At 30.8% G+C, this 20,695-nt stretch carries 19 protein-coding genes; 15 read left to right on the top strand and 4 right to left on the bottom strand.

Going from position 1 to position 20,695, the window contains the following annotated elements:
• Positions 1–71 precede the first annotated feature (71 nt).
• The 14 genes from rpsO (at position 72) to Q1K37_RS06205 (ending at position 15,476) form a co-directional block, all read left to right on the top strand.
• Positions 72–338, top strand: coding sequence for a 30S ribosomal protein S15 (rpsO, locus tag Q1K37_RS06270; RefSeq protein ID WP_300410552.1), 267 nt, complete (start codon positions 72–74; stop codon positions 336–338).
• Positions 339–401: 63 nt separating this feature from the next.
• Positions 402–2,495 (top strand): polyribonucleotide nucleotidyltransferase, encoded by a 2,094-nt coding sequence (locus Q1K37_RS06265; protein ID WP_300410550.1) that lies wholly within the window; start codon positions 402–404, stop codon positions 2,493–2,495.
• A gap of 78 nt (positions 2,496–2,573) precedes the next feature.
• Complete coding sequence (dut, locus tag Q1K37_RS06260) at positions 2,574–3,005, top strand: dUTP diphosphatase (protein ID WP_300410548.1); 432 nt, start codon at positions 2,574–2,576, stop codon at positions 3,003–3,005.
• A gap of 32 nt (positions 3,006–3,037) precedes the next feature.
• Positions 3,038–5,263 carry a DNA translocase FtsK gene (locus tag Q1K37_RS06255; protein ID WP_300410547.1) on the top strand — a complete coding sequence of 742 codons (2,226 nt, stop codon included), beginning with the start codon at positions 3,038–3,040 and terminating at the stop codon, positions 5,261–5,263.
• Complete coding sequence (gene pgsA / locus Q1K37_RS06250) at positions 5,263–5,802, top strand: CDP-diacylglycerol--glycerol-3-phosphate 3-phosphatidyltransferase (RefSeq protein WP_300410545.1); 540 nt, start codon at positions 5,263–5,265, stop codon at positions 5,800–5,802. The genes Q1K37_RS06255 and pgsA overlap by 1 nt, the downstream gene beginning before the upstream one ends.
• A 10-nt stretch (positions 5,803–5,812) precedes the next feature.
• Entirely contained in the window at positions 5,813–6,871 is a 1,059-nt protein-coding gene (gene recA, locus Q1K37_RS06245) for a recombinase RecA (RefSeq protein ID WP_300410543.1), read from the top strand.
• 80 nt (positions 6,872–6,951) lie between these two features.
• Positions 6,952–7,914 carry a metallophosphoesterase gene (locus Q1K37_RS06240; RefSeq protein WP_300410542.1) on the top strand — a complete coding sequence of 321 codons (963 nt, stop codon included), beginning with the start codon at positions 6,952–6,954 and terminating at the stop codon, positions 7,912–7,914.
• Positions 7,904–9,214 (top strand): AAA family ATPase, encoded by a 1,311-nt coding sequence (locus Q1K37_RS06235; RefSeq protein ID WP_300410540.1) that lies wholly within the window; start codon positions 7,904–7,906, stop codon positions 9,212–9,214. Before Q1K37_RS06240 ends, Q1K37_RS06235 begins: the two co-directional genes overlap by 11 nt.
• A gap of 1 nt (position 9,215) precedes the next feature.
• Positions 9,216–9,449: a hypothetical protein gene (locus tag Q1K37_RS06230; RefSeq protein WP_300410538.1), complete on the top strand. Its 234-nt coding sequence runs from the start codon at positions 9,216–9,218 to the stop codon at positions 9,447–9,449.
• On the top strand, positions 9,450–10,106 hold the full coding sequence (locus tag Q1K37_RS06225) for an ATPase (RefSeq protein ID WP_300410536.1): 657 nt from the start codon (positions 9,450–9,452) through the stop codon (positions 10,104–10,106). It abuts the gene before it with no gap.
• Between the two features lie 111 nt (positions 10,107–10,217).
• Complete coding sequence (gene rny / locus Q1K37_RS06220; RefSeq protein ID WP_300410534.1) at positions 10,218–11,756, top strand: ribonuclease Y; 1,539 nt, start codon at positions 10,218–10,220, stop codon at positions 11,754–11,756.
• 199 nt (positions 11,757–11,955) lie between these two features.
• Complete coding sequence (locus tag Q1K37_RS06215; RefSeq protein ID WP_300410533.1) at positions 11,956–12,774, top strand: PHP domain-containing protein; 819 nt, start codon at positions 11,956–11,958, stop codon at positions 12,772–12,774.
• 10 nt (positions 12,775–12,784) lie between these two features.
• Positions 12,785–13,978 carry a pyridoxal phosphate-dependent aminotransferase gene (locus tag Q1K37_RS06210; RefSeq protein WP_300410531.1) on the top strand — a complete coding sequence of 398 codons (1,194 nt, stop codon included), beginning with the start codon at positions 12,785–12,787 and terminating at the stop codon, positions 13,976–13,978.
• Between the two features lie 535 nt (positions 13,979–14,513).
• Positions 14,514–15,476, top strand: a complete 963-nt coding sequence (locus tag Q1K37_RS06205; RefSeq protein ID WP_366524098.1) for a tyrosine recombinase XerC — start codon at positions 14,514–14,516, stop codon at positions 15,474–15,476.
• A gap of 6 nt (positions 15,477–15,482) precedes the next feature.
• Here Q1K37_RS06205 and Q1K37_RS06200 read toward each other — a convergent pair whose 3' ends face one another.
• On the bottom strand, positions 15,483–15,776 hold the full coding sequence (locus Q1K37_RS06200; protein WP_300410527.1) for a LysM peptidoglycan-binding domain-containing protein: 294 nt from the start codon (positions 15,774–15,776) through the stop codon (positions 15,483–15,485).
• A gap of 151 nt (positions 15,777–15,927) precedes the next feature.
• Here Q1K37_RS06200 and lexA point away from each other — a divergent pair, with 151 nt between their 5' ends.
• Complete coding sequence (lexA, locus tag Q1K37_RS06195) at positions 15,928–16,548, top strand: transcriptional repressor LexA (RefSeq protein ID WP_300410525.1); 621 nt, start codon at positions 15,928–15,930, stop codon at positions 16,546–16,548.
• 20 nt (positions 16,549–16,568) lie between these two features.
• On the opposite strand, the gene Q1K37_RS06190 is transcribed toward lexA, so the two are convergent.
• From Q1K37_RS06190 to mutL, 3 genes are read right to left on the bottom strand one after another with little or no spacing between them, the layout of a single operon-like run.
• The gene (locus Q1K37_RS06190; protein ID WP_300410524.1) at positions 16,569–17,855 is read right to left on the bottom strand and encodes a methionine gamma-lyase family protein; all 1,287 of its coding nucleotides are present in this window, start codon (positions 17,853–17,855) and stop codon (positions 16,569–16,571) included.
• The gene (miaA, locus tag Q1K37_RS06185) at positions 17,848–18,774 is read right to left on the bottom strand and encodes a tRNA (adenosine(37)-N6)-dimethylallyltransferase MiaA (protein ID WP_300410523.1); all 927 of its coding nucleotides are present in this window, start codon (positions 18,772–18,774) and stop codon (positions 17,848–17,850) included. The genes Q1K37_RS06190 and miaA overlap by 8 nt, the downstream gene beginning before the upstream one ends.
• A complete protein-coding gene (gene mutL / locus Q1K37_RS06180; RefSeq protein WP_300410522.1) occupies positions 18,774–20,687 on the bottom strand; it encodes a DNA mismatch repair endonuclease MutL in 1,914 nt (637 codons plus the stop codon). Before mutL ends, miaA begins: the two co-directional genes overlap by 1 nt.
• Between the last annotated feature and the right edge of the window lie 8 nt (positions 20,688–20,695).

The raw sequence follows: 20,695 nt of genomic DNA, 5'->3' as shown, positions 1-20,695 counted from the left end.
CCAATACGTTGAAATTCGATTCCTCAACGGTTCCAACAGTATTGGTGAATATTTAATAATAGGAGGAAAATATGTTTAGTGCAGAAGAAAAAAAAGCAATAATCGAAGAATTCAAATTAAGCGAATCAGATACAGGTTCACCAGAGGTGCAAATCGCTCTACTATCAAAGAGAATATCTGATTTAACACAACATTTGAAAACTCACACAAAAGACCATCATTCTAGAAGAGGACTTTTTAAAATGATAGGTAATAGAAGGGGTTTATTAAACTACCTAAAAAGAAAAGATATTGATAGATATCGTGAGCTAATTAAAAAATTAAACATTAGAAGATAATATAATAAGAGCGGTGAAATTCGCTCTTATTTTTGAATTATAAAAATATGCTAAGGAGATATTATGATTAAAGAGTTCAAATACAATTTGGCAGGCAAGGAGATTATAGTTACTACCGGTAAAGTTGCTAAACAAGCTAATGGCGCTTGTTTAATCCAATCTGGAGAAACTATAATTTTAGTGACTGCTACAGCCTCAAAACAGCCAAGAGAAGGAGTAGATTTCTTTCCGCTTAGTTGTGATTTTGAAGAAAAATTATATGCTGTTGGAAAGATTCCAGGAGGTTTCATTAAAAGAGAGGGTAAAGCTACTGAAAGAGGTACCCTAATCTCTAGATTGATTGACAGACCTCTTAGACCTTTATTCCCTGAGGGATATAGAAACGACGTACAAGTTATAGCAACAGCTTTATCAGTAGATCCAGATTACAGTCCTGATATATTATCTATGATAGGTTCATCAATTGCGCTTTCAATATCCGATATTCCCTTTAATGGTCCTACCGGTTCTGTAGGTGTAGGTATGATTGATGGGGAAGTAATAATAAATCCAACAAAAGAAGAAAAAGAAAAATCCGACTTGGAATTGACTGTATCAGGTACAGAAAAAGCTATTATGATGGTTGAGGCTGGATGTAACAAATTATTAGAATCTGATGTACTTAATGCTATTTTAAAAGCTCACGAAGAGATAAAGGGAATCTGTAGATTCATTTCTGAAATTCAATCTGAAATAGGTAAGGAAAAATCATCTTTTGAAGTTATTTTACCAGATGAACAACTTGTTACCGAGGTAAAAGAGTTTGCTCAGGATAGAATTATCAACGCTTTAAGAGATGAAGATAAAGTTTCAAGAGAAAATAATATCGATGATATCATTAAAGAAACAATCGATGAGTTTGCTGAGAAATATGAGGATTCAGAAGATGATATAAACAAAATATTAGAAGAGATACAGGTTAAAGAAGTCAGAAGGTTGATAATTGAAGATAAAATTAGACCAGATAACAGAAAGATCGACCAAATCAGAGAGTTAAGTTGTGATAGATGTCTATTGCCAAGGGCACATGGTTCTGGACTTTTTACAAGGGGACAAACACAAGTATTATCTGTAGTAACATTAGGATCTCCTAGTGATGTCCAAGTTCTTGATGGTCTAATAGAAGAAGAAGACAAAAGATATATGCACCAATATAATTTCCCACCATATTCTGTAGGGGACACTCGTCCTTTAAGAGCTCCTGGACGTAGGGAAATTGGTCATGGAGCCTTAGCTGAGAGAGCTCTTATTCCAGTAATACCATCTGTTGAGGAATTTCCTTATACAATTAGAGTCGTTTCAGAAGTTTTGGAATCAAATGGTTCAAGTTCACAAGCGTCAGTTTGTGGGTCCACACTTGCATTACTTGATGCAGGAGTTCCTATTAAAGAATCCGTTGCTGGTATAGCAATGGGATTGATGAGTGATGGTGATAATGTAACTATCCTAACAGATATTCAAGGTTTAGAAGACCACTTTGGAGATATGGACTTTAAAGTTGCAGGTACTAGAAATGGTATCACGGCATTACAAATGGATATAAAAATTGATGGTATTTCAAAAGAAATATTAACAAAGGCTTTAGAACAAGCAAAGGTTGCAAGACTTCAAATTCTTGATACTATGGATGCTTTAATTTCTAAACCAGAAGCTGATATTTCAAAATATGCTCCTAGATTAATGACTATAAAAATTGATCCTGAAAAGATAAGAGAAGTCATTGGACCAGGTGGTAAAACTATAAATAAAATCATTGATGAAACAGGTGTTGTAATCGATACTGAAGATGATGGAACTATAACTATTACAGCCGAAACAACTGAAAACGGACAGAAAGCTATTAAAATGATAGAAGATATAATCGCAGAGGTTGAAGAGGGTAAATCATATCTTGGAAAAGTTATGAGAATTACCAATTTTGGTGCCTTTATTGATATTTTAAATGGTAAAGAAGGATTACTTCACATATCAAAGATTGCTCATGAAAGAGTAAATAAAGTTGAAGATGTTTTAAGTGTTGGCGACGAAGTTCTTGTAAAAGTAACTGATATCGATAAAATGGGTAGAATTAACCTTTCAAGAAAAGCATTACTACCAAAGCCTGAAGACAAGAAATAAACTTTAATTTAATTAAAAACAAGTTATCTTATAAGTATTAAGCACTCAACCATTTGAGTGCTTGATTTTGGAGGAAAGATGAAAGTAAAAGTAATAAATAAAAGCAATAATCCGCTACCAGCATATGCTACAGAAGGTTCAGCAGGGCTAGATGTTCACGCTTTTTTAGAAGAAAATGTTGTTTTAAAACCAATGGATAGAAAGATAATTCCTACAGGATTATATCTTGAAATTCCTGATAGCTATGAGATTCAGGTAAGAGCAAGAAGCGGATTGTCAATAAAACATGGTATAACTTTGATAAATGGAGTTGGAACCATTGACTCAGACTATAGAGGTGAATTAGGTATACCATTAATCAATCTTTCAGATCAGGAATATGAAATTAAAAGCGGAGACAAAGTAGCTCAAATAATATTATCTAAATATGAAGTTATTAATTTCCAGTTGGAGGACAACCTTAAAGATACTAAAAGAGATGATGGAGGTTTTGGACATACTGGTTATTAGGTTTTATTTTATACAAATAACTGGAGGCAGTTGTGGCAAGAAGAAAAAGTAAGAAAAAATCTTTTATTACAAAGATATCTTTAAATCAAATATTAAGTCTTCTCTGCGTGTTATTGACTATCTCATATATTTTCCTGGTTGGTAAAAATACTGGTTTATTGGGAGAAAAAATTAAAGAGTTTTATTTTACTATATTTGGACTAGGATCATATGTAATAATCCCTTTAATTTTTTTTCATCTTATTTTGTCCATTTTAAATAAAGCAACTAAAAGGATACATATTTCCTTTACCATAATTTATGTTTTATTTTTATTAGCCCTTTGTATCCTAGATTTAAATGTGAACATTGGCTACACTTTAAATCAGAGGCAAGAAAATGCTAATATATTAGCCAATAACGGTCAGGGTGCAGGTATTGTCGGTGCAGCTATATGTTTCGTTTTTTTAAAGAGCATTGGAAAACTGGGCATATATTTTATAATGGTTCTATCCATGTTTTTTGCTGGGGTTTATTTATTAAATGTAGATTTACAAGATCTTTATGAAGATATTAAAATAATATTTAGAAAATTTTCAGAGATATTATCCAAATTATTTATCAAGATCCAAGAAACTATACAATCAAAGACCCATAAGAAGGTTGAAATTACAAAAAATAATGATAGTAGACCTGAGAGAATTGAAAATAATGAAATTATCAAAGAAGAAATTGTCTTCAACGATTATGACAATACTTTTGACGAATCTACAAATGAAATAGATGAGGTTATTACTGAAGAAGAAGCGGAACAGCTATCTATTGAAAATGAAATTCTAAGTCAAGCTAAACCCACTAGTCTATACAAATTTCCACCTATGGAGCTTTTAAAAGATCCTATTAAGACTTCTGGAGATTCTAAAGATATACTTATGGAAAAGGCAAATAAAATTGAAGATACCCTTGAAAGTTTTGGAATTCAATGTAATGTAGTATCCATCAATAAAGGACCAACTGTCACTTGTTTTGAACTGGATCCGCAGCCGGGAGTTAAAGTTAGTAAAATTGTCAATTTATCTGATGATTTAGCTTTAGCACTAGCCTCTCCAGATATTAGAATTGAAGCTCCAATACCAGGAAAATCACTTGTTGGAATTGAAGTTCCAAATCTGAATAAAGAGAGTGTATTTTTTAAAGAAATAATAGATACTGATGAATTTGAAAATTTAGAAAGTTTATTACCCTTAGGTTTAGGAAAAGATATTCAAGGAAGAACAATTGTGTCATCAATTGAAAAGATGCCTCATCTTTTAATAGCAGGAGCAACAGGCTCTGGTAAATCAGTTTGTATTAACACGATTATACTGAGTATATTGTACAAATCTAATCCTGAAGATGTAAAACTTATTTTAATAGATCCTAAAGTTGTGGAACTCAGTATTTATAATGGAATTCCACATTTAGCAATTCCAGTAGTAACAAACCCAAAGAAGGCAAGTTTTGCCTTAAACTGGGCTGTAACAGAAATGGAACGAAGATATAAAATATTTTCGGACAATTATGTAAGGGACATAAAAGCATATAACGAAAAGAATGCAGATGGAGAATTGGAAAAGTTACCTTATATGGTAATAATCATAGATGAGTTATCAGATTTAATGATGGTTGCAGCAGGAGAAGTTGAAGATGCGATTACAAGACTTGCACAAATGGCCAGAGCTTGCGGAATTCATTTAATAATAGCAACTCAAAGACCATCTGTGGATGTAATTACAGGAACTATAAAAGCTAATATTCCATCACGTATATCCTTTGCAGTATCTTCCCAAATTGACTCAAGGACAATTTTAGATATGTCTGGCGCAGAAAAATTATTGGGTAGAGGTGATATGCTATTTTTACCTTCTGGTAAATCCAAACCAGTGCGTATACAGGGAGCTTTTATTTCTGATAAGGAAGTTGAGAATATAGTATCTTATCTCAAAAATAAAAATGATTCGGATTATGACGATGAAATTATTGAAAATATAGAAAAAACCCAAGAAAAGTCAAATAACCTATCAGGTACCGATGAACTCTTTAACGAAGCGGTTAAGATAGTCATTGAAGAAGATTCCGCATCTATTTCAATGTTACAAAGACGAATGAAGATTGGCTATGCCAGAGCGGGAAGAATCATCGATGAAATGGCTGAAATGGGTATAATAAGTGGGTATGAGGGAAGTAAACCACGTAAAGTTTTAGTGGATAAAAATTTTTTAGAGGAACTTGATGTATAATGAATATAGCAAACAAATTGACAACTTTAAGATTGATATTAATACCTATTTTTGTAGGAGCTGCGATGCATTTTACTTTAGAAAGCCCAATTCCGGGCATTATATTTGTAGTAGCGGCTATTACAGATTTTTTTGATGGTTATCTAGCTAGAAGTAGAAATCTAGTTACTACTTTTGGTAAATTTATAGATCCCCTTGCAGATAAAATGCTCGTTGCAGCTGCGTTGATCATGTTTGTTGAGCAAGGAATTTTTCCTGCATGGACAGTTTGTATAGTAATAGCAAGGGAGTTTCTTATTACAGGATTTAGAATAATTGCTGCTTCTGAAGGTGTAACAATAGCAGCTAGTAAGTGGGGAAAATCAAAAACCGTATCACAGTTCATTGCAATCGTGCTAGTTTTATTTAGCACTATATTGGATTTTATTCCTTGGAATTTAATTAATGTAATATATTATGTTTCCGTAATATTAACGATGATTTCTGGATTTGATTATATTGCAAAGAATAAAGAGGTTTTAGATTTAGAAAATATATAAGGAGTATATTATGGCTGTTAATTTCACAAATGACAAAAATAAAAATGAATCAATCAAAAATGCTTTCAAAAATATTGAGAAGCAATTTGGAAAAGGCGCTGTTATGCTTCTAGGTGAAACACCTAAACAAAATATAGAAGCAATCTCTACTGGAGCAATAAACTTAGACGTGGCTTTAGGGATTGGTGGTATTCCTAAAGGAAGAATTATCGAAATCTATGGTCCAGAGTCTTCGGGAAAGACAACTCTAGCTTTGCATATAATTGCTGAAGCCCAAAAACAAGGAGGAGTTGCTGCTTTTATAGATGCAGAGCATGCTTTAGATGCAGTATATGCTCGAAATCTAGGAGTTAATATAGATGAATTAATCGTTTCTCAACCAGATACTGGTGAACAAGGACTTGAGATAGCAGAGTCACTAGTTAGAAGTAGTGCTATTGATGTAGTTGTTATTGACTCAGTTGCTGCTTTAGTTCCTAGAGCTGAAATAGATGGTGATATGGGTGATTCCCATGTAGGTTTACAGGCAAGACTTATGTCTCAAGCTTTAAGAAAGCTTGCGGGTGTTATTTCTAAAAGTAATACTTCAGTAGTATTCATTAACCAACTTAGAGAAAAAGTGGGTATTATGTTTGGAAATCCTGAAACTACTACAGGAGGACGTGCTTTGAAATTCTATTCTTCCGTAAGAATGGAGGTTAGAAGATCTGAGGCTATAAAACAAGGTGATGATATTGTAGGAAACAGAACCAAGGTAAAAGTTGTTAAAAATAAAGTAGCCCCTCCATTTAAACAAGTTGAATTTGATATAATGTATGGAAAGGGAATTTCTAAGACAGGAGCTATTTTAGACATGGCAGCTGATGTAAATATAATAAATAAAGCAGGAGCTTGGTATTCCTATGGTGATGAAAGGCTTGGACAAGGTAGGGAAAGGGCTAAAGAATTTTTAGAACAAAATCCTGACCTTTTATCTGAAATATCTCAAAAGGTTTATAGTCACTTCAGCATAGCTGGACATGATGTTGAGGAAGCTACATTAGATTTTAGTAATAGTGAAGAAAAATAAGAATAGCAAGCGTTGTGAAGTTGATGCTTGATTGTTTTAAATAAACCTCCTAAATAGGAGGTTTTCTTTGTAGGTGAATTATGAAATTTTTATTTTTTACAGATAGTCATATTAGGGCTACAAATCCAGTTTCTAGAAAAGATGATTACGTAGAAGCCTTGAAGTTAAAATTTAATGAAATTGGTGAAATCTTGAATTCATACAATATTGATTACATTTTACATGGTGGAGATTTGTTTGACAGACCCGATGTACCTGTAAGGACAGTAGGTGAATTTGCAAATATTATAAGAAAATTTAACACACCCTTTTTTATAATTTCAGGTAATCATGATATATATGGACATAATCCTAAAACCGTCGAAAGATCTATGCTTGGTCTTTTAAATCAAATAGGATTTGTTAGTTTAATCGATTTTGATAATCCTATAGTACTTGAAGAGGAAAACTTAAGAATCCAGATTTCAGGAATACCCTATATTTATGATATCGACTCTCAATTTGAAAAGTACTATTTCCCCAAAAGGCTGGAAAATATAGACTACCATATTGTAATGATTCATAGTTTTCTCATAGATAAACCATTCATAGATTCTATCAGTCATACTCTTATCGATGAGATCCAAAACATAGATGCAGATATAGTTCTTTCAGGTCATTACCATACGGGTTTTGGAGTAAAGCGATTTAATGAAAAATACTTCATTAATCCTGGAAGTCTTGCTAGAACCAATAATTCCCTACAAGAGTTAAAAAGAATTCCAGAAGTTATATTCTTAGATATTACTGAAAATGAACTCATAGTAGAAGAAGTAAAGCTTAAGTCTGCTAAAAAGGGCAGTGAAATATTCAATAAAAATGAAGATTACTCTAAAATTAGAAATGAACAAATTGAAAATTTTAAACAGCTTATTCGTTCTAGTAGTAATTTGGAAAACTATAATACATTGGAGATTCTTAAAGAAATATCCAAAAAACAAAACATCCCCAAAAGAATTTTGGATGACGCAATTAGAAGGATAGGTGAAGTAGATGAGAGATGAAGTCTATATCCACAGTGTAACGATAGAAAATTTTCAATCTCATGATTTGACAAGTCTAGAATTTGATAAGAATGTAAATGTCATTATTGGACCATCTGATAGTGGAAAAACAGCAGTTTTTCGAGCATTAAAATGGGTCTTCTTCAATGAACCTTCGGGAACTGATATTATCAAGAAAGGAAAAACCGAGGCTATAGTAACTGTAAATTTAAGTAATGGTTTTTCCATAGTTCGCGGTAGAAGTAAATCTAAAAACTACTATGAAATAGTTTCTCCTGATAAAAAAATTGAGCGATATGAAGGATTTGGCGTAAATGTTCCTCAAGAGGTAATAGATGTTTCTGGAATTAATAAAATAGACCTAGGAAATAATAATAAAATTTCTTTAAACTTCGCAGAACAATTGGAAAGTCCTTTCTTAATCACTGAGACTCCATCTGTAAAAGCAAACGCTGTAGGTAGATTAGCTGGTGTAGATAAAATTGACAAAGCCCTTAATAGACTTTCGAAAGATATGCATGAGTTAAATTCAAACAGGAAAACCTTAGAAAAAGAATTAAATAATCAAATTAAATTACTCGAAAAATTTGATTATCTAAATGCAGAAAAAGAAAGAATAGATAGACTGGAGTTCATATTTTCGAAAGTAGATAATTTAAAATCAAGACTTACCTTGGTAGAAAAGTTAAAGGTTGAATTTTATAATAATCAAGAAAGAACAAAATCCACTAAAATACTGTTAAAAAAATTTGAAAACTTGGATACTATAGATAGCCTTTTAGAGGGCTTAATGCTAAAGGTCAATTCTTTAAAATCATTAACTAACCTGAATAAAAGATTTAGCTATACAAAATCAAGAATGGAAGATTTAAATAGCTATCTAAATAAAGTCAATGTTGAAGGAGTAGAGCAAAAATATTTGGCGATTTCAGAAAAAGTAGATAAAATTAGTATTTTAAAAGAAAAAAATAGGAATTTAGAATACCTAACTCAAAAAATTGAGAATTTAACAAAATACAGAAATCGGTATAAAGAATTAAATAAAATAATAAATATGACTAAAGAATTAGAGAATATGATTCACAAGATTAAAATTCTTGAAGACAAATTTAATAATTACAAAAACTTAAGTATTCAAGAAAAAAAAGTTCATACTTATCTAAAAGATTTGGAAGACAAGTATAGAAATGCAGTTAATTTTTATATCAATCTTTTAAAGGAGGCTGCAGTTTGTCCTTTCTGTTACAATAAAATTGATGATGAACATATTTCTAGAATTTTAGATGAATTAGAGGTGTAAGATGGACTACAATGAAAGATTAAGTAAATTAAAGAAAAATCTAGATATAGCTAAGATAAATAGGACTAAAGCTGAAGGGATGTTAGAAACCTTAAATAATAATAAAGAAGAGCTAATAGCTTCTATTAAGGAACTTGGAATAGAACCTGAAGAATTGGAAAAGGAAATATTAAATTTGCAATCAGAAATTGACAGTCTTCTCTTTGAAGCAGAGAAATTACTTCCAGAGGATTAAATGAATACATTTGATTATAATAGTTTAAGAACAAAATTTTCGGACAAAAAAAACAGATACCATCAGGCAATGGGTGAAAAAATATCAATTGAAAAAAACATTAATAGGCTTAAAGAAAGTTTGAATCAATTAGATACTCAGTCTGAGGATCTTATATTAGTTGATACACTATTAAAGGAAACCGCTGATTTTTCGAGACTTCAATCTTCGAAAGAGATAGAAAATATTGTAACCTCATGTCTTGAATTAGTTTTTAATTCTAAGATGGAATTTAAAATAGAACTAAGTCAATTAAGAGGTAAGAATTCTGCAGAATTTTTTATTATAGAGCATGCTGAGGACAAAGAATATAAGTATAAAATAGAGGATACCCGTGGGGGAGGGGTAATAGATATTCTTTCACTAGCTTTAAGAATATCATTTTTATTAAAGATTTCACCAAAAATTGAAGGCCCTATCATATTAGATGAACCCGCCAAACATGTAAGCGAGGACTATATATTTAATATTGCAGATTTTATCAAAAAAATTTCTGAGGAATTTAACAAACAGATGATTATTATTTCTCATAATGAGCATCTTGCATCCATAGGAAATAAAAGATATAGAATTCACAAGGAAAATTTTGAATCCATTACCGAAACCCTGGAGTATTGATGAACTTGACTTATCATGCTATAAACCTTATAATTTAGGTATATGTATGGCGAAATTTTTTAATTAGTCATATTTAGAATCTTGAAAATTTAATAAAAAGGGGGCTTGTCAATGGATATATTTGCTATAATTGCAAGTTTAATAACCCTTGTAATCGGCTTGGTAGTCGGATTTTTAATTAGAAAAAACATTGCTGAAAAACAAATAGGATCTGCTGAAACCCATGCAGCAAGAATTATTAATGATGCTAGTAAAGAAGCAGAAACTACTAAAAAAGCTATGTTATTAGAAGCTAAGGATGAAATTTTTAAATTACGAACCGACCAAGAAAAAGAAAATCGTGAAAGAAGATTAGAAATTCAAAAGTCTGAAAAAAGAATTCTTCAAAAAGAAGAAAATCTTGAAATTAAAAGTGAAAAACTGGACTCAAAAATGCAAAAACTTGACTCTGAACTGAAAAAAACAGAATTAAAAAATCAAGAAATTGAAAAAGTTTTAGAAGAACAAGGCCAAGAATTACAAAGAATTGCTAATCTAACTCAAGAAGAAGCTAGAGAAGTTTTACTTGAAGATTTGAAAGAAAAAGTTACACATGAACAAGCAATGATTATTAAGGAATTTGAAGCAGAAACTAAAGAAAAGGCTGATGATATTGCTAGAGATTTAGTTACCGCTTCTATACAAAGATATGCAGCAGATTATGTAGCAGAATCCACAGTTTCTGTAGTTTCATTACCTAATGATGAAATGAAAGGACGAATTATTGGTAGAGAAGGAAGAAATATTAGAGCTTTTGAAACACTTACGGGAGTAGATCTAATAATAGATGATACACCTGAAGCTGTAGTATTATCAGCTTTTAATCCAGTTAGACGTGAAGTAGCAAGGATAACTTTAGAAAAGTTAATCATGGATGGTAGAATTCATCCTACTAGGATTGAGGATCTTTTTGAAAAGGCCAGTCGAGAGGTTGAAATTGCCATTAAGAAACATGGAGAAAACGCATGTTACGAAGTCGGACTTCATGGTATTCATCCTGAAATTGTCAAACTATTAGGTAAATTAAATTATAGAACAAGTTATGGACAAAATGTATTAAAACATTCTGTAGAAGTAGCTCAAATTGCCGGTATGTTAGCTCAAGAAGTTGGCGCTGATGTTCGTCTTGCAAAAAGAGGTGGTTTATTGCATGACATAGGTAAGGCAATTGACCATGAAATTGAAGGACCACATGTTCAATTAGGGGTTCAGGCAGCAAAGAGATTTAAAGAAAAACCTGAAGTCATTAATTGTATTGAATCACATCATGGAGATGTTGAACCTAATTGCATAGAATCAGTTTTAGTTCAAGCTGCAGATGCTATTTCAGCTGCTAGACCAGGTGCAAGAAGAGAAGCTATTGAAAGTTATATTCAAAGACTTGAAAATCTTGAGTCTATTGCTAATTCTTTCAATGGTGTAGAAAATTCTTTCGCTATTCAAGCGGGTAGAGAATTGAGAATAATGGTCAAGCCGGATGAAATTTCAGAGGATGAAATGATACTGCTTGCCAGGGATATATCTTCTAGAATTGAAAATGAATTGGAATATCCTGGTCAAATTAAAGTTAATGTTGTTCGTGAAATTAGAGCAATAGAATACGCAAAGTAAATTATTAGATAAACAAATTCTACTCCGGTAGGATTTGTTTTTTTAATATAAAAATTTATAGTCCAAAAGTACATGGTTATCTTAAAAGGGTAATAATATAATATCCTTGTTAAGGAAAATTTTTACAAAGGTATTAGAATTTAAACCGGTCAATATTAAAAAAATGGCCTATTTAGCTGAGAAGTATTTGGAGGTACTAATGTTTGACTTACACATTCATTCCACATATTCAGACGGATTTTTTAGCGTACAAGAAATTGTTAATATGATTAAATCTAAAAAACTAACTGGATTTTCTTTAACCGATCATGATACTCTTAGAGGAGTAAAAGAAGCAAGTTATCTTGCAAAGATAAATGATTTAGAATTTATTCCAGGCGTTGAATTTGGAATCAATTTTATGAATAAAGAAGTTCATATTCTAGGGTATTTTATAGATGAGGGAGATTCGGATTTAAACAATTTAACAAAATCTCTACAATTATCAAGAATTAATAGAATTGATGCAATCTTGGATAAACTTAACGAATTAAATATTCCAATAAGCATTAATGATCTGAATAAATACAAAAAAACCCAATTCTCATCAAGAACCCATATAGCTATGTACCTGATGGAACATGGGTATGTTAAAAGTATGAAAGAATCTTTTGATAAATACTTAGGTGAAAATGGATTAGCCTATATTAAAAAGGACAATGTTTCAATTAAAGAAATCATCGCAATTATTAAAAATTCCGGTGGTGTGGCTGTTTTAGCACATCCTTTTCACTTAGATGACATACAAATAGATAATGTTATAAAAAGCGGAATTGATGGTATAGAGGTAATCAATTCCAAACATAGAAAAAATGAAATTCTCAAATTTCTACAGTTATCTCAAAAGCATAAGCTTATTCCTACTAGTGGGAGTGATTGTCATGGACGTTATTTTCAAGATGATCTACTTATAGGAAACTATCTTTGTCCAAAGAGTTCTGTGGAAAGATTAAAATCACTACACAAGGTGAGATCTTAAAGGAGTAATTATGTATAGTAAAAAAATAGAAAATATATCTCCTTCTATGACCTTAGAGCTGTCTGCAAAAGTAAAGGAGCTTCAGTCACAGGGAATAGAAGTTATTAATTTAACAGTAGGTGAGCCAGATTTCAAAACTCCAAGTTATATAATTGATGGTGCTATAAGGGGAATTAGTAATGGATTCACAAAATATACCGCTACAAGTGGAATAATTGAATTAAAGAAAGAAATTGTAAAAAAATTTAAAGAGTTCAATTCTATAGATTATAATTCTAGTAATATACTTGTATCTACGGGAGCAAAACAGTGTTTATTTAATGCTATATTAGCTATTATAGAAGAAAATGATGAAGTAATAATTCCAGCTCCTTATTGGGTTAGTTATACTGAAATGGTTAAAATTTCTGGAGGTAAGTCTGTAATAATCAATACTTCTCCAAAGAATGATTTTAAAGTTACAGTAGATGAACTTGATAAACATTTAACAGATAAAGCAAAATTATTGATTTTAAACAATCCCAATAATCCAACTGGATCTGTATATAGCGAAGAAGAGTTATTACTAATTGGAAATTGGGCTATTGCAAATAATATTTTTATTATCTCTGATGAAATCTATGAAAGACTAACCTATGGATGCAATCATACAAGTTTAGCTTGTCTTGGAGATGAAATAAAAGAAAAAACTATAACGATTAGTGGATTTTCTAAAACCTATTCTATGACAGGTTGGCGTTTAGGTTATTGCGCAGCAAATGAAAAGTTGATAAAGTTAATGACGTCCATTCAAAGTCATAGTACAGCATGTGCAAATTCTATCGCACAATACGCAGGATATATTGCATTACTAGAAGAAAAAAATAATCCGGATATTGAATATATGATTTCAGAATTTTCCATGCGTAGGAAAATAGCAATAGATTTTCTGTTAAAAAATTCTAGACTTGATTTTATTTATCCAAGTGGAGCTTTTTATATTTTTATTGATATCAGTTTTCTTAAAAATAAAATTTATAAAGACCAAAAGCTTCTTAAATCTTCAGAGATTGCCAAGGTTTTATTAAATGATTATAAAGTAGCTGTAGTTCCAGGCGAAGCTTTTGGAAATGATGATTATATTAGAATTTCCTATGCCACAGATGAAAAATCTGTTAGTGAAGGTTTAAATAGGTTGATTCAGTTTGAAAAGTCGATAAGATAGATATAGCAGGAAATTATCGGACTATTTAAAGGGTTTTGCTGGTTTGCCATACAATTATACTAAAAGCATTTTAAAAAGGCCTTAAAACGCAAATTTAGGCCTTGTTTTTTGTGGGTTTTGGTTTTTTAGCTTAAAAATTGATTTACTAAAATTTTTCCTATTATTTTACTAGAAACACATAGATTAATGATATTAAGAGTTAAAGTAAATGATTAAATATGCCTTGGGAGATCGAAGAGCTAAAACATTTGATTACTTATGTGAATTTTCTAGTTGAATTTTCTGAAAGAGCTTTTATGGTAAATGAGATCTGAATTAATTTATTAAAAATTCAAATTTTACGAGGTATCAAAATACTCGCCTAAAATAAGAGTCAAAGGGACATAAAGGAATTATAATTACAGGAACAATCTAATAGTTGTAAATTCAAATTAAATACTAAAGAGCTTTACTTTTTCAGCTTCTTCTTATATAATAAAAATTAAGGTAATTGTCACAAAACTATTATTTTGCGACAAATTAAAATTAAAAAAAGGTGATTATTTTGAAAGACTACCCTCTTATCTTAGTAGACTTTTTAGACTATATTGAAACAATTAAAGGAAGATCTCCTTCCACCACAAAAGAATATGGATATAGTATCTCTAATTTCTTAAAATTTATTACTTACCGATTTAACATGGACAAATTTAAAATTCAAGATATTCCAGAAATTGACATTAAAGAATTTCCAGAAAGATACTTTAAAAAAATTGATCTGCCAGATCTTCATGCTTACCTAGCTTATACAGATCGATATAAGAATAATTCTACTACTACTAGATCAAGAACAGCCTCTAGCTTAAGAACTTTTTTTGACTATCTTTTTAAAATTAGGAAAACTATCGAGAAAGATCCAGCTCATAATTTAGAAAGTCCTCGTATTCAAAAGAAAAATCCTGTATATCTAACCTTGGAAGAATCAAAACGACTTATCAATGTTATTTATACTGAAAAAAATGAATTTGATAAAAAAAGGGATCTAGCTATAATAATGCTATTTTTAAACTGTGGATTAAGGTTAAATGAATTGACTAATATAAAGATATCCGATTTAAAAGATGATACTTTAACCGTTGTTGGAAAGGGAAATAAGGAAAGAACAATTTATCTAAACAAGGTTTGTAATAAAGCTATTGATGATTATTTAAAGGTAAGACCTGACATTGAGGACCCCTATCTCTTTGTAAGCAATAGAAATACTAAAATCAGTAATAGAACTGTACAAAGAAGAGTAGACCATTATTTAGAAAAGGCTGGACTGGATACTAAGGTGTTTTCCGTTCATAAGCTAAGACATACTGCCGCTACATTGATGTATAAGTATGGAGATGTAGATATTTTGCTTTTAAAAGAAATTTTAGGACACGAAAATGTATCGACAACACAAATTTACACCCATGTAGACAATGAAGGTCTTAGAGATGCGGTGAAAAAAAACCCATTAAATGAGTTATAGTGACTCCTACTGAGGAATCACTATAACTTGTCCAGGGTAAATTGTTGAATCTTTAAGTTCATTTACCCTTATTATTTCGTCTACCAATTCTCTAATATCTCCCCTGTAATTGGTTTCTTCTGCAATGTCCCAGACTGTCTGAGAATATTTTACTGTATAATTAGAATAAATAGGCTTGTCTTCATTGCCCTTTGATAATGTGTATTTAAAAATAAGTAGAATAATAGCTGTAGCGATCAATATTATGCTAGTTATTCCAACAAAAAATCTTAATTTATTTACGATTCTATATTTTTTCATGACTTCCTCCGTTCATATGTTCGATTTACTTATATGATACCGAACATTTGAACAATTGTCAACATATTCGAACGTATTTTCTCATATTATAGAACTTATGTTTGTTAATGTCATAAAACTATGTTATACTTTATTTAAGTGAGGTGTTCACATGTACGAAGATTTAAATGAAAAACAGATTATTCTTTTAGATTTTTTAAAAGAGTTTATTAAATTAAAGGGCTATCCCCCTTCCTATAGAGAAATTATTGATGAAATCAAGGTAATAAAATCCACTTCTACCATCAATTCATATATTATACAGTTAGAAAAAAAGGGCTATGTTAGAAGAGATCCTTCAAAGAACCGGGCCCTTGAGATTATTGATTTAGATTCCTATATCTCAGAGACAAAAAAAGAAACTTTTGATATTCCAATAATTGGTAAGGTAACTGCCGGTGAACCGATATTGGCTGTTGAAAATATTGAAGATACCTTTCCCCTTCCCCTTGAGTATGCAAGTAAAGGAGAACTATTTATTTTAAATGTTTCTGGAGAGTCTATGATAGAAGCCGGTATCTTAGATGGAGATAAAATTGTAGTAAGAAAACAGAATACTGCAGAAAATGGAGATATTGTAGTCGCTTTATTAGATGATTCTGCAACTGTAAAAAGGTATTTTAAACATAAGGACCATATAGAGTTGAGACCAGAAAATTCAAGTATGTACCCTATCATAACAAAAGAAGTAAATGTTCTTGGAAAAGTTATAGGTTTATTTAGAGAAATATAGATAGTGTTGAAATTCACTATCTATATTTTTATTTTATTCATTTTTAAAAAACTCATCAAAACCTGCATAAGGGCCAACTTACATTGAAAATAGTTTAAGCCTCCTTGATAATATGCTACATAGGGTTCTCGTAGCGGTCCATCTGCAGATATTTCTATAGAGGAACCATCTATAAAAGAACCTGAAGCCATGATTACCTTATCAGTATATCCAGGCATGTCCCATGGATATGGAGTAACGAAGGAATCGACAGCGGAAGATTTTTGGATACTTCTACAAAATTCTATAACAAATTCTTCATCTTGAAATTCAATTGCCTCAATTATATCAAATCTATCTTTTGAAGATTGTGGGAAAGTTTTAAAGCCCAATTTTTCAAAAGCTAATGCAAATAATAGAGCTCCTTTAAGAGCTTCCATTGTAACTTTGGGCGCAAAATATAGACCTTGTAATGTTGTACGAGTAGTACCAAATGTTAATCCTGTATCTTTTCCCAACCCTGGTGCAGTAAGCCTAATAGCAATACGGTCTATAAGACTTTTTAGTCCAACAATATAACCACCACTTAAAGCTAAACCTCCCCCAGGATTTTTTATCAATGATCCAACAGTTAAATCAGCTCCAAAATCTGAAGGCTCTACTTTTTGTGTAAATTCTCCATAACAGTTATCAATCATAATTAAAATATTGGGATTTACACTTTTTATAGTTTCAATAGCTTCTTTAATTTGTTCTAAACTAAGGGCATCCCTTAAGCTATACCCAGTAGATCTTTGAATCATGACCAGCCTAGGTGGATCATTCTTAATTTTTTTAATTACTTTATCTAAATCTATTTTCCCATCTTTCAATAGTTCAACTTTATCATAATGAATGCCAAGTTCGATAAGACTTCCTATATTATCCCCCTCAAGACCGATTACTTGTTTTAATGTATCGTAAGGATCTCCATTTATTGAAAGGAGCCTATCCCCTGGCAGTAAGATTCCTTGTAAAGCCAAAGCTAAGGCATGTGTGCCTGATGCAATATTTGGTCTTACTAATGCATCTTCTGTATGAAAAACCTCTTTAAAGATTTCTTCAACCTTATCCCTACCAGCATCTCCATAACCATATCCTGTAGTCCAATTAAAGTCTGAAGAAGAAAGTTTACAATCTTGCATTGCTTTAATAACTTTAAGTAAGTTATACTCCTCAATTTCTTTTAATTTATTAAATTTTGGCGAAAGCTCTTCTTCTATAGTCTGTACAAAATCGTATATCTTGTCGTCAATTTTGAACAAATTATTATACAAATCTCTATTCATATATATCCCTCATAATTTTATTAGCTATTTTATCAAAATCGTAATCATATTCCTCAATATCAATCCACTTAATTCTTTTATCCCTTCTGAACCAAGTATATTGTCTTTTTGCAAGGCGACGAGAGTTTCTCTTTAACAACATTAACATTTCTTCAAAACTTATTTCATTGTCCAAATAATCGATAACCTCTTTATAACCTATGGCTTTAAATGCAATATTGTTCTTATCGTACATCATAAGTAATGTTTTAACTTCATCGATTAGACCTTCAGAAATCATTGTATCCACCCTACAATTAATCCTATCATATAACTTAGCTCTATCCTCGTATAAACAGTAGATATGAAAATTATAGTCAATATTCTCTTGTCTGAAATTTTTGCTATTCTCGGAATATAATTTGCCAGTTGTATGATTATATTCCAAAGCTCTTATAATCCTTTTGACATTATTTTTATCAATTGTCTTTAAGGATTCTGGATCAACTTGATGTAATTTATCTAAAATAGGATTAATTCCTTTAGCATCATACGAATCCCATAGCTTGTCTCTATATTCCTCATCAGGTTCACCCTTTTCAAAGTTAAGTTCATAAACAATCGAATTTATATATAAGCCTGTTCCCCCAACTATAATTGGAATCTTATTTTTTTGTAACATTTGGTCTATTATCGTAAAAGCGTCCTTTTGAAAATTCGAAACATTATATTCTTGGTCTGGTTTTACTATATCAATTAAATAATGCTTTATTTTTTTTTGCATTTCTTTACTTACCTTAGCTGTTCCAATGTCCATTCCCCTATAAATCTGCATTGAATCGGCTGAAATTATTTCTGTTTGTAACAGATTTGCAAGTATTAATGATAATTTTGTCTTGCCTACACCAGTTGGTCCTACTATCAATAAAACATCTTTCATTATTTTATCCTCAAAAATAACTTCTCTAATTCACTTTGGCTTATTTCAACTATCGTAGGTCTACCGTGGGGACAAGTTAATGGATTGTCACATTTTAATAGGTCATTTAATAATGATGTAAGTTCTAAACCCGACATTTTATCTCCTGACTTTATAGCAGCTTTACAGGACATGCTTATAATTTTATTTAAAGCTTCTGAATCATTAAAATTAGTTCTATCAGTAACCAACCTATCCAAAATATTTACAAACAAGTCCTTTGTCTTTGGCAAATCTAAAACATCTGGCAGCCCTCTAATTATAAGCGTATCTTCACTAAATAAATCAACTTCAAAACCCAAATCATAGAAGGTTTCGCTATACTCCCTAAAGACATCTAATTCTTCATTATTTACATTTACCAAAATAGGTGTTAGCAGTTGTTGACTTACTACTTCTCTACTATGATATTTTGATAAAAATTTTTCAAATTGAATTCTTTCATGAGCTGCATGTTGATCCATTAAAATTATTTTAGTATCGTCTAATGATTCGAAGATATTATAAGTTTTAAAAATAGTACCGATGTATTGATATGATTTAATTTCTTCCTCTTTTTCACTAAGAAAACTAATAGAACTTATTTCAAGCTCATCTTCTTCATCTTCATTTTGACTTTCATATACTCTGGGCATTAAATTAGATTTATTTTCTTTATCCATTTTTGATCTGAATATATCAGAATAAATATTTGAATCATTATTAAAATCATTATCTAATTCGTCAGTTCCTAAACTCGTATTATTTTCATCCTTAGAATACTTTTCAGTTTCTTCTAAAATGGATTGGGAATCATAGGAAATTTTATTTAGAATGTCTTTTAAATCATCTTCGTACAATTTAGTACTATGATTATTAATTCTTGAATCGACTGCTAAATTCAAAAGATTTCTATTTTCTTGTAAAATCCTAGGTAAATTTTCATATAAAGAAGTTTTTAGATCTTCTAAAATAACAATAGATACCTTTTCTTTATTTGGGTGTATATTTACATCGATTAAATTAGGTTTTAGCTCAATAAAAAGTTGAAAAGCTGGGAATCTACCATTGGGAATCAAAGATCCATAGGATTTTTCAATTACATTAGATATGTCAGAATTTTTTACATATCGTCCATTGATATATAGAAATTCCATAGATCTATTAGATCTATAGTACCGGTTATTACTTATGAAACCTGTAATCTTGAAGTTTTTTTCACAAAGGTTAACTTCAACTAATTCCTTTGTAAATTCTACACCGAATAATTCGGAAAGATTAGATTTAAGACCACCACCCGCAATAGTGCGAAATACTTCCTTATTATCTTTAATATAGGTAAATCCGACATTGAAATTTCCTATAGCCAATCGATACATCATGGATGTAATCATATTAGCTTCAGAAGATGTTGACTTTAAAAATCTTTTCCTAACTGGTATATTGTAAAATAAATCCTTCACTATTATTGTAGTACCAGAGTTTTTCCCAATTATTGTTTTATCGAGAAGTTTAGAGCCCTCAAAACTAAAAGAACTTCCAATCTCTTCCTCTTTTGTTTTTGTCTCAATAGTAGTTTTTGAGATAGAAGTAATACTAGCAAGAGCCTCTCCCCTAAAACCTAAAGAATTAATATTATATAAGTCATTAAAATTTACCAATTTAGATGTCGCATGTCTGGAAACAGCTAGTTCTACTTGCGAATTTGGAATGCCTTTACCATTATCTATTACTTTGATAAAGTTCAGACCTCCCTCAGAAATTTCTACTTTTATCTCAGTAGAACCTGCATCTATAGAATTTTCTACTAATTCTTTCACAACTGAAAAAGGCCTTTCTATAACTTCTCCAGCAGCTATTTTTTGAATAGTTTCATTCGAAAGTAATTTAATCATACACTCAC

Origin of the sequence: Lagierella sp., from assembly GCF_029983815.1 — a bacterium.
Lineage (GTDB): Bacteria > Bacillota > Clostridia > Tissierellales > Peptoniphilaceae > Mediannikoviicoccus.
This window is presented reverse-complemented; position numbering and strand designations above follow the sequence as displayed.

Bases quoted from the DNA above. Each gene is read 5' to 3' on its own strand.
- miaA (WP_300410523.1), bottom strand. From the start codon at position 18,774: ATGAAAGATGTTTTATTGATAGTAGGACCAACTGGTGTAGGCAAGACA.
- Q1K37_RS06215 (WP_300410533.1), top strand. From the start codon at position 11,956: ATGTTTGACTTACACATTCATTCCACATATTCAGACGGATTTTTTAGC.
- dut (WP_300410548.1), top strand. From the start codon at position 2,574: ATGAAAGTAAAAGTAATAAATAAAAGCAATAATCCGCTACCAGCATAT.
- Q1K37_RS06265 (WP_300410550.1), top strand. From the start codon at position 402: ATGATTAAAGAGTTCAAATACAATTTGGCAGGCAAGGAGATTATAGTT.
- Q1K37_RS06200 (WP_300410527.1), bottom strand. From the start codon at position 15,776: ATGAAAAAATATAGAATCGTAAATAAATTAAGATTTTTTGTTGGAATA.
- Q1K37_RS06190 (WP_300410524.1), bottom strand. From the start codon at position 17,855: ATGAATAGAGATTTGTATAATAATTTGTTCAAAATTGACGACAAGATA.
- rny (WP_300410534.1), top strand. From the start codon at position 10,218: ATGGATATATTTGCTATAATTGCAAGTTTAATAACCCTTGTAATCGGC.
- Q1K37_RS06210 (WP_300410531.1), top strand. From the start codon at position 12,785: ATGTATAGTAAAAAAATAGAAAATATATCTCCTTCTATGACCTTAGAG.
- recA (WP_300410543.1), top strand. From the start codon at position 5,813: ATGGCTGTTAATTTCACAAATGACAAAAATAAAAATGAATCAATCAAA.
- mutL (WP_300410522.1), bottom strand. From the start codon at position 20,687: ATGATTAAATTACTTTCGAATGAAACTATTCAAAAAATAGCTGCTGGA.
- Q1K37_RS06235 (WP_300410540.1), top strand. From the start codon at position 7,904: ATGAGAGATGAAGTCTATATCCACAGTGTAACGATAGAAAATTTTCAA.
- Q1K37_RS06240 (WP_300410542.1), top strand. From the start codon at position 6,952: ATGAAATTTTTATTTTTTACAGATAGTCATATTAGGGCTACAAATCCA.
- Q1K37_RS06230 (WP_300410538.1), top strand. From the start codon at position 9,216: ATGGACTACAATGAAAGATTAAGTAAATTAAAGAAAAATCTAGATATA.
- lexA (WP_300410525.1), top strand. From the start codon at position 15,928: ATGTACGAAGATTTAAATGAAAAACAGATTATTCTTTTAGATTTTTTA.
- pgsA (WP_300410545.1), top strand. From the start codon at position 5,263: ATGAATATAGCAAACAAATTGACAACTTTAAGATTGATATTAATACCT.
- rpsO (WP_300410552.1), top strand. From the start codon at position 72: ATGTTTAGTGCAGAAGAAAAAAAAGCAATAATCGAAGAATTCAAATTA.
- Q1K37_RS06225 (WP_300410536.1), top strand. From the start codon at position 9,450: ATGAATACATTTGATTATAATAGTTTAAGAACAAAATTTTCGGACAAA.